Raw genomic sequence first — 4,249 nt, 5'->3', positions numbered from 1 at the left:
CGCGGCGGCCCGTTCGGCGCTCCAGGCGCTGGGCCAGGCGCCGCAGGGCAGCGGCTCGGCAGCCATCGCCGCGGGAGTCGGCTGCCCCCCGGCCGCCGGAGCGGCGACGGCGGCGTTCCCACGCGGGAGCGTGGGAACGATCAGCCCCCTGGCACGGCTCATCTGCCCGCCCTCAGCCCTTGCAGATGATCTGCGAGGCATGCACGTTGCGGTGGGTCAGTTGTTCCAGGCTCCAGGGCGCTTCCTCCGCCTCGCGGCGGGCGTCGAGGATCATGCCGTGGTGCGCCGACTTGCTGCACACCGGGTCGGCGTTGTCGGCGTCGCCGGTGAGCAGGAACGCCTGGCAGCGGCAGCCGCCGAAGTCGCGGTCCTTCTCGTCGCAGGAGCGGCACGGCTCGGGCATCCAGTCGTCGCCGCGGTAGCGGTTGAAGCCGAAGGAGTCGTACCAGATGTGCTTGAGGCTGTGCTCGGTGACCTTGGGGAACTGCACCGGCAGCATCCGCGCGCTGTGGCAGGGCAGCGCGGTGCCGTCCGGGGTGATGTCGAGGAACAGGCTGCCCCAGCCGTTCATGCACGCCTTGGGGCGCTCCTCGTAGTAGTCGGGGGTGACGAAGATCAGCTTGCACGGGTGGCCCTGCGCCGCCAGCCTGTCGCGCCACTCGTTGGTGATGCGCTCGGCGCGCTCCAGCTGGGCGCGGGTCGGCAACAGCCCGGCGCGGTTGAGCTCGGCCCAGCCGTAGAACTGGCAGGTGGCCAGCTCGACGAAGTCGGCCTCCAGCTCGATGCACAGCTCGATGATCCGCTCGATGTTGTCGATGTTGTGCCGGTGGGTGACGAAGTTGAGCACCATCGGGTAGCCGTGCTTCTTCACCGCGCGGGCCATCTCCAGCTTGTGGGCGAAGGCCTTCTGCGAGCCGGCCAGCAGGTTGTTCACCTCCTCGTCGGCGGCCTGGAAGCTGATCTGGATATGGTCGAGGCCGGCCTCGGCGAACTCGGCGATGCGCGCCTCGGTCAGGCCGATCCCCGAGGTGATCAGGTTGGTGTAGTAGCCCAGTTCGCGCGCGGCACGAATCAGCTCGGCGAGATCCTGGCGCACCAGCGGCTCGCCGCCGGAGAAGCCGAGCTGGGCGGCGCCCAGCTCTCTGGCCTGGCGGAACACCTCGATCCACTGCTCGGTGCTCAGCTCCTCCTTGTGCTGGGCGAAGTCCAGCGGGTTGGAGCAGTACGGGCACTGCAGCGGGCAGCGGTAGGTCAGCTCGGCCAGCAGCCACAGCGGCGGGCCGGGCACGTGCCCCGGCTTAGCGAAGCTCGATCCAGAACCGTTCACGGGCCACCTCCAGGAATGCCAGGATGTCCTCGTCGATGCCCGGCACCTCCGGGAAGCGCGCGCAGAGGTCATCGATGATGGCAGCGACGCTGCGCACGCCGTCGACCTCGGCGAGGATCGCCCCGGCGCTGTCGTTGAGCTTGATCATGCCCTCGGGATAGAGCAGCACGTGGCAGCCCTGCGCCGGCTCCCACTGGAAGCGGAAGCCGCGGCGCAGCGCCGGAATCTTGAGCTGGATGTCGTCGCTCATGGGCGAACCTCCGTAGGGTGCGCCATGCGCACCGGAAACAGCGGAGTGGTGATGGTGCGCACAGCGCGCCCTACGCGAAGCGCGTCGTCCGCTGGGGGCGCCGTGCGTACCAGGGGCTTGCGGCTCACAGCGCGATCCCCCGGTGCCAGACCCGCTCGGCGGTCACCGTGTGGTACGGCGGGCGCTCCAGCTCGTAGGCCATGCTCATGGCGTCGAGCATGCTCCACAGCACGTCGAGCTTGAACTGCAGGATCTCCAGCATGCGCTGCTGGGCCTGCCAGGTGGTGTAGTGCGCCAGGGTGATGCGCAGGCCGTGCTCGACGTCGCGGCGCGCTTCCTTGAGGCGCTTGCGGAAGTAGTCGTAGCCGGTCGGGTCGATCCACGGGTAGTGCGCCGGCCAGGCGTCCAGGCGCGACTGGTGGATGTGCGGGGCGAACAGCTCGGTCAGCGAGCTGCTGGCCGCTTCCTGCCAGGACGCGCGGCGGGCGAAGTTGACGTAGGCGTCCACCGCGAAGCGCACCCCGGGCAGCACCAGTTCCTGGGACAGCAGTTGCGCGCGATCCAGGCCGACCGCCTCGCCGAGGCGCAGCCAGGCCTCGATGCCGCCCTCCTCGCCCGGCGCGCCGTCGTGGTCGACGATGCGCTGGATCCACTCGCGGCGGGTGTCGCGGTCCGGGCAGTTGGCCATGATCGCCGCGTCCTTCACCGGGATGCACACCTGGTAGTAGAAGCGGTTGGCCACCCAGCCCTGGATCTGCTCGCGCGTGGCGCGGCCCTCGTACATGGCGACGTGGAACGGGTGGTGGATGTGGTAGTAGGCGCCCTTGGCGCGCAGCGCCTGCTCGAATTCGGCGGGGCTCATGGCAGTCTGGGTCATCACGGCTCCTCGGGTGGCCACGCCTGCTGGCGCGGCTCGTTGTTGTTCTTGGCGTGCGGTGCGCATGGCGCACCCTACTGGGCGGTACGGCTGGCGTAGGGTGCGCCATGCGCACCATCAGCCGTGGCTTACAACGCGATCTGCATGCCGTCCCAGGCGACCTCGACGCCGCGCGCCTTCAGCTCGGCGCGCTCGGGCGACTCCTCGTCGAGGATCGGGTTGGTGTTGTTGATGTGGATGAGCACCTTGCGCTGACGCGGCAGGCGCTCGAGCACCTCGAGCATGCCGCCGGCGCCGCTCTGCGGCAGGTGGCCCATCTCGCTGCCCAGCTTGGTGCCGCAGCCGGCGTGGATCATCTCGTCGTCACGCCACAGGGTGCCGTCGACCAGCAGGCAGTCGGCGCGGTCCATCCACTCCAGCAGCGCACCGTCCACCTGGCCGAGGCCGGGGGCGTAGAACAGCTTGCCGCCGGTGCGGGTGTCCTCGACCAAGAGGCCGAGGTTGTCGCCCGGATGCGGGTCGTTGCGGTGCGGCGAATAGGGCGGCGCCGCGCTGCGCAGCGGGATCGGCGTGAAGCGCAGCGCCGGGCAGGCCTCGACGGTGAAGCCGCGGTCCAGCTCGATGCGCCGCCAGCTCAGGCCGCCGTGCCAGTGGCTGAGCATGTTGAACAGCGGGAAACCGCTGGTCAGGTCCTGGTGGACCATCTCGCTGCACCACACCTCGTGCGGGCAGCCCTCGCGCAGGGTGAGCAGGCCGGTGGTGTGGTCGATCTGGCTGTCCAGCAGGATCAGCGCGCGGATCGCGGTGTCGCGCACCGCGCGCGCCGGCTGCAGGGCCGGGAAGGATTCGATCTGCGCGCGGATGTCGGGCGAGGCGTTGCAGACGATCCAGTTGACCCCGTCATCGGACAGGGCGATGGAAGACTGGGTGCGCGGCGTGGCGCTCAGGGTGCCTTCGCGCAGGCCGCGGCAGTTGCGGCAGTTGCAGTTCCACTGGGGAAAGCCGCCGCCGGCGGCGGAACCGAGAATGCGGATATGCATGGGGGAGTCCCCGGACGGGAAGCCCCGGACGGGCCGGGGCTGTGTGGATCAACGGTTGGCGAAGTACATGGTCACTTCGAAGCCAATACGCAGATCGGTGAAGGCGGGCTTGGTCCACATGGCGCAGTCCTCTTGTTGTCGAAACCGGTGAATTCCGGCAAGACAGTTATGCGCCCTTCTGCAGGCGCGCCAAATGGTACTTTGGAAGGAGTTTCGGCGATCCTTGGTAGTCCTGCCGGCGGACCGACCGGCGGGCATAAAAAAACGCGGCCGAAGCCGCGCTCGATGAAAGGTTGCCTGGAGCCATGGGAAACCCCTTGGCAACCGCGCCCGGGGAGCGCATCGACAAGCAACACAGCAAGGGATGGCGCGTCGGGGCAACGCGCCCGTGGAGAACCCCGCAGACCGGAGGGCGGGGCTGCCGTCCCGCCCTCCGGCAGTACTCAGAAGAAGCCCAGCGGCTTGATGTCGTAGCTGACCAGCAGGTTCTTGGTCTGCTGGTAGTGGTCGAGCATCATCTTGTGGGTCTCGCGGCCCACGCCGGACTTCTTGTAGCCACCGAAGGCGGCGTGCGCCGGGTACAGGTGGTAGCAGTTGGTCCACACGCGGCCGGCCTTGATGCCGCGGCCCATGCGGTAGGCGCGGTTGATGTCGCGGGTCCACACGCCGGCGCCCAGGCCGAACTCGGTGTCGTTGGCGATCGCCAGCGCCTCGGCCTCGTCCTTGAAGGTGGTCACGCCGACCACCGGGCCGAA

At 69.1% G+C, this 4,249-nt stretch carries 6 protein-coding genes; all 6 read right to left on the bottom strand.

What is annotated here, in order from left to right; all coding sequences use genetic code 11:
• Positions 1–172: 172 nt before the first annotated feature.
• Positions 173–1,327, bottom strand: coding sequence for a pyrroloquinoline quinone biosynthesis protein PqqE (pqqE, locus tag E5198_RS20590; protein ID WP_136491775.1), 1,155 nt, complete (start codon positions 1,325–1,327; stop codon positions 173–175).
• A complete protein-coding gene (pqqD, locus tag E5198_RS20585) occupies positions 1,299–1,577 on the bottom strand; it encodes a pyrroloquinoline quinone biosynthesis peptide chaperone PqqD (RefSeq protein ID WP_136491774.1) in 279 nt (92 codons plus the stop codon). Before pqqD ends, pqqE begins: the two co-directional genes overlap by 29 nt.
• A 124-nt stretch (positions 1,578–1,701) precedes the next feature.
• Positions 1,702–2,454, bottom strand: a complete 753-nt coding sequence (gene pqqC / locus E5198_RS20580; RefSeq protein ID WP_090214703.1) for a pyrroloquinoline-quinone synthase PqqC — start codon at positions 2,452–2,454, stop codon at positions 1,702–1,704.
• Between the two features lie 128 nt (positions 2,455–2,582).
• Positions 2,583–3,494, bottom strand: a complete 912-nt coding sequence (gene pqqB / locus E5198_RS20575) for a pyrroloquinoline quinone biosynthesis protein PqqB (protein ID WP_136491773.1) — start codon at positions 3,492–3,494, stop codon at positions 2,583–2,585.
• Positions 3,495–3,542: 48 nt separating this feature from the next.
• Positions 3,543–3,614: a pyrroloquinoline quinone precursor peptide PqqA gene (gene pqqA, locus E5198_RS20570; RefSeq protein WP_003253598.1), complete on the bottom strand. Its 72-nt coding sequence runs from the start codon at positions 3,612–3,614 to the stop codon at positions 3,543–3,545.
• A gap of 323 nt (positions 3,615–3,937) precedes the next feature.
• The coding region (locus E5198_RS20565; protein ID WP_136491589.1) for an aldehyde dehydrogenase family protein at positions 3,938–4,249 on the bottom strand (312 nt) is incomplete at its 5' end.

Source organism: Pseudomonas sp. A-1 (assembly GCF_004801855.1).
GTDB lineage: Bacteria > Pseudomonadota > Gammaproteobacteria > Pseudomonadales > Pseudomonadaceae > Geopseudomonas.
Note: the sequence above shows the minus strand (reverse complement) of the source record. Positions and strands in the feature narration are given on the sequence as shown.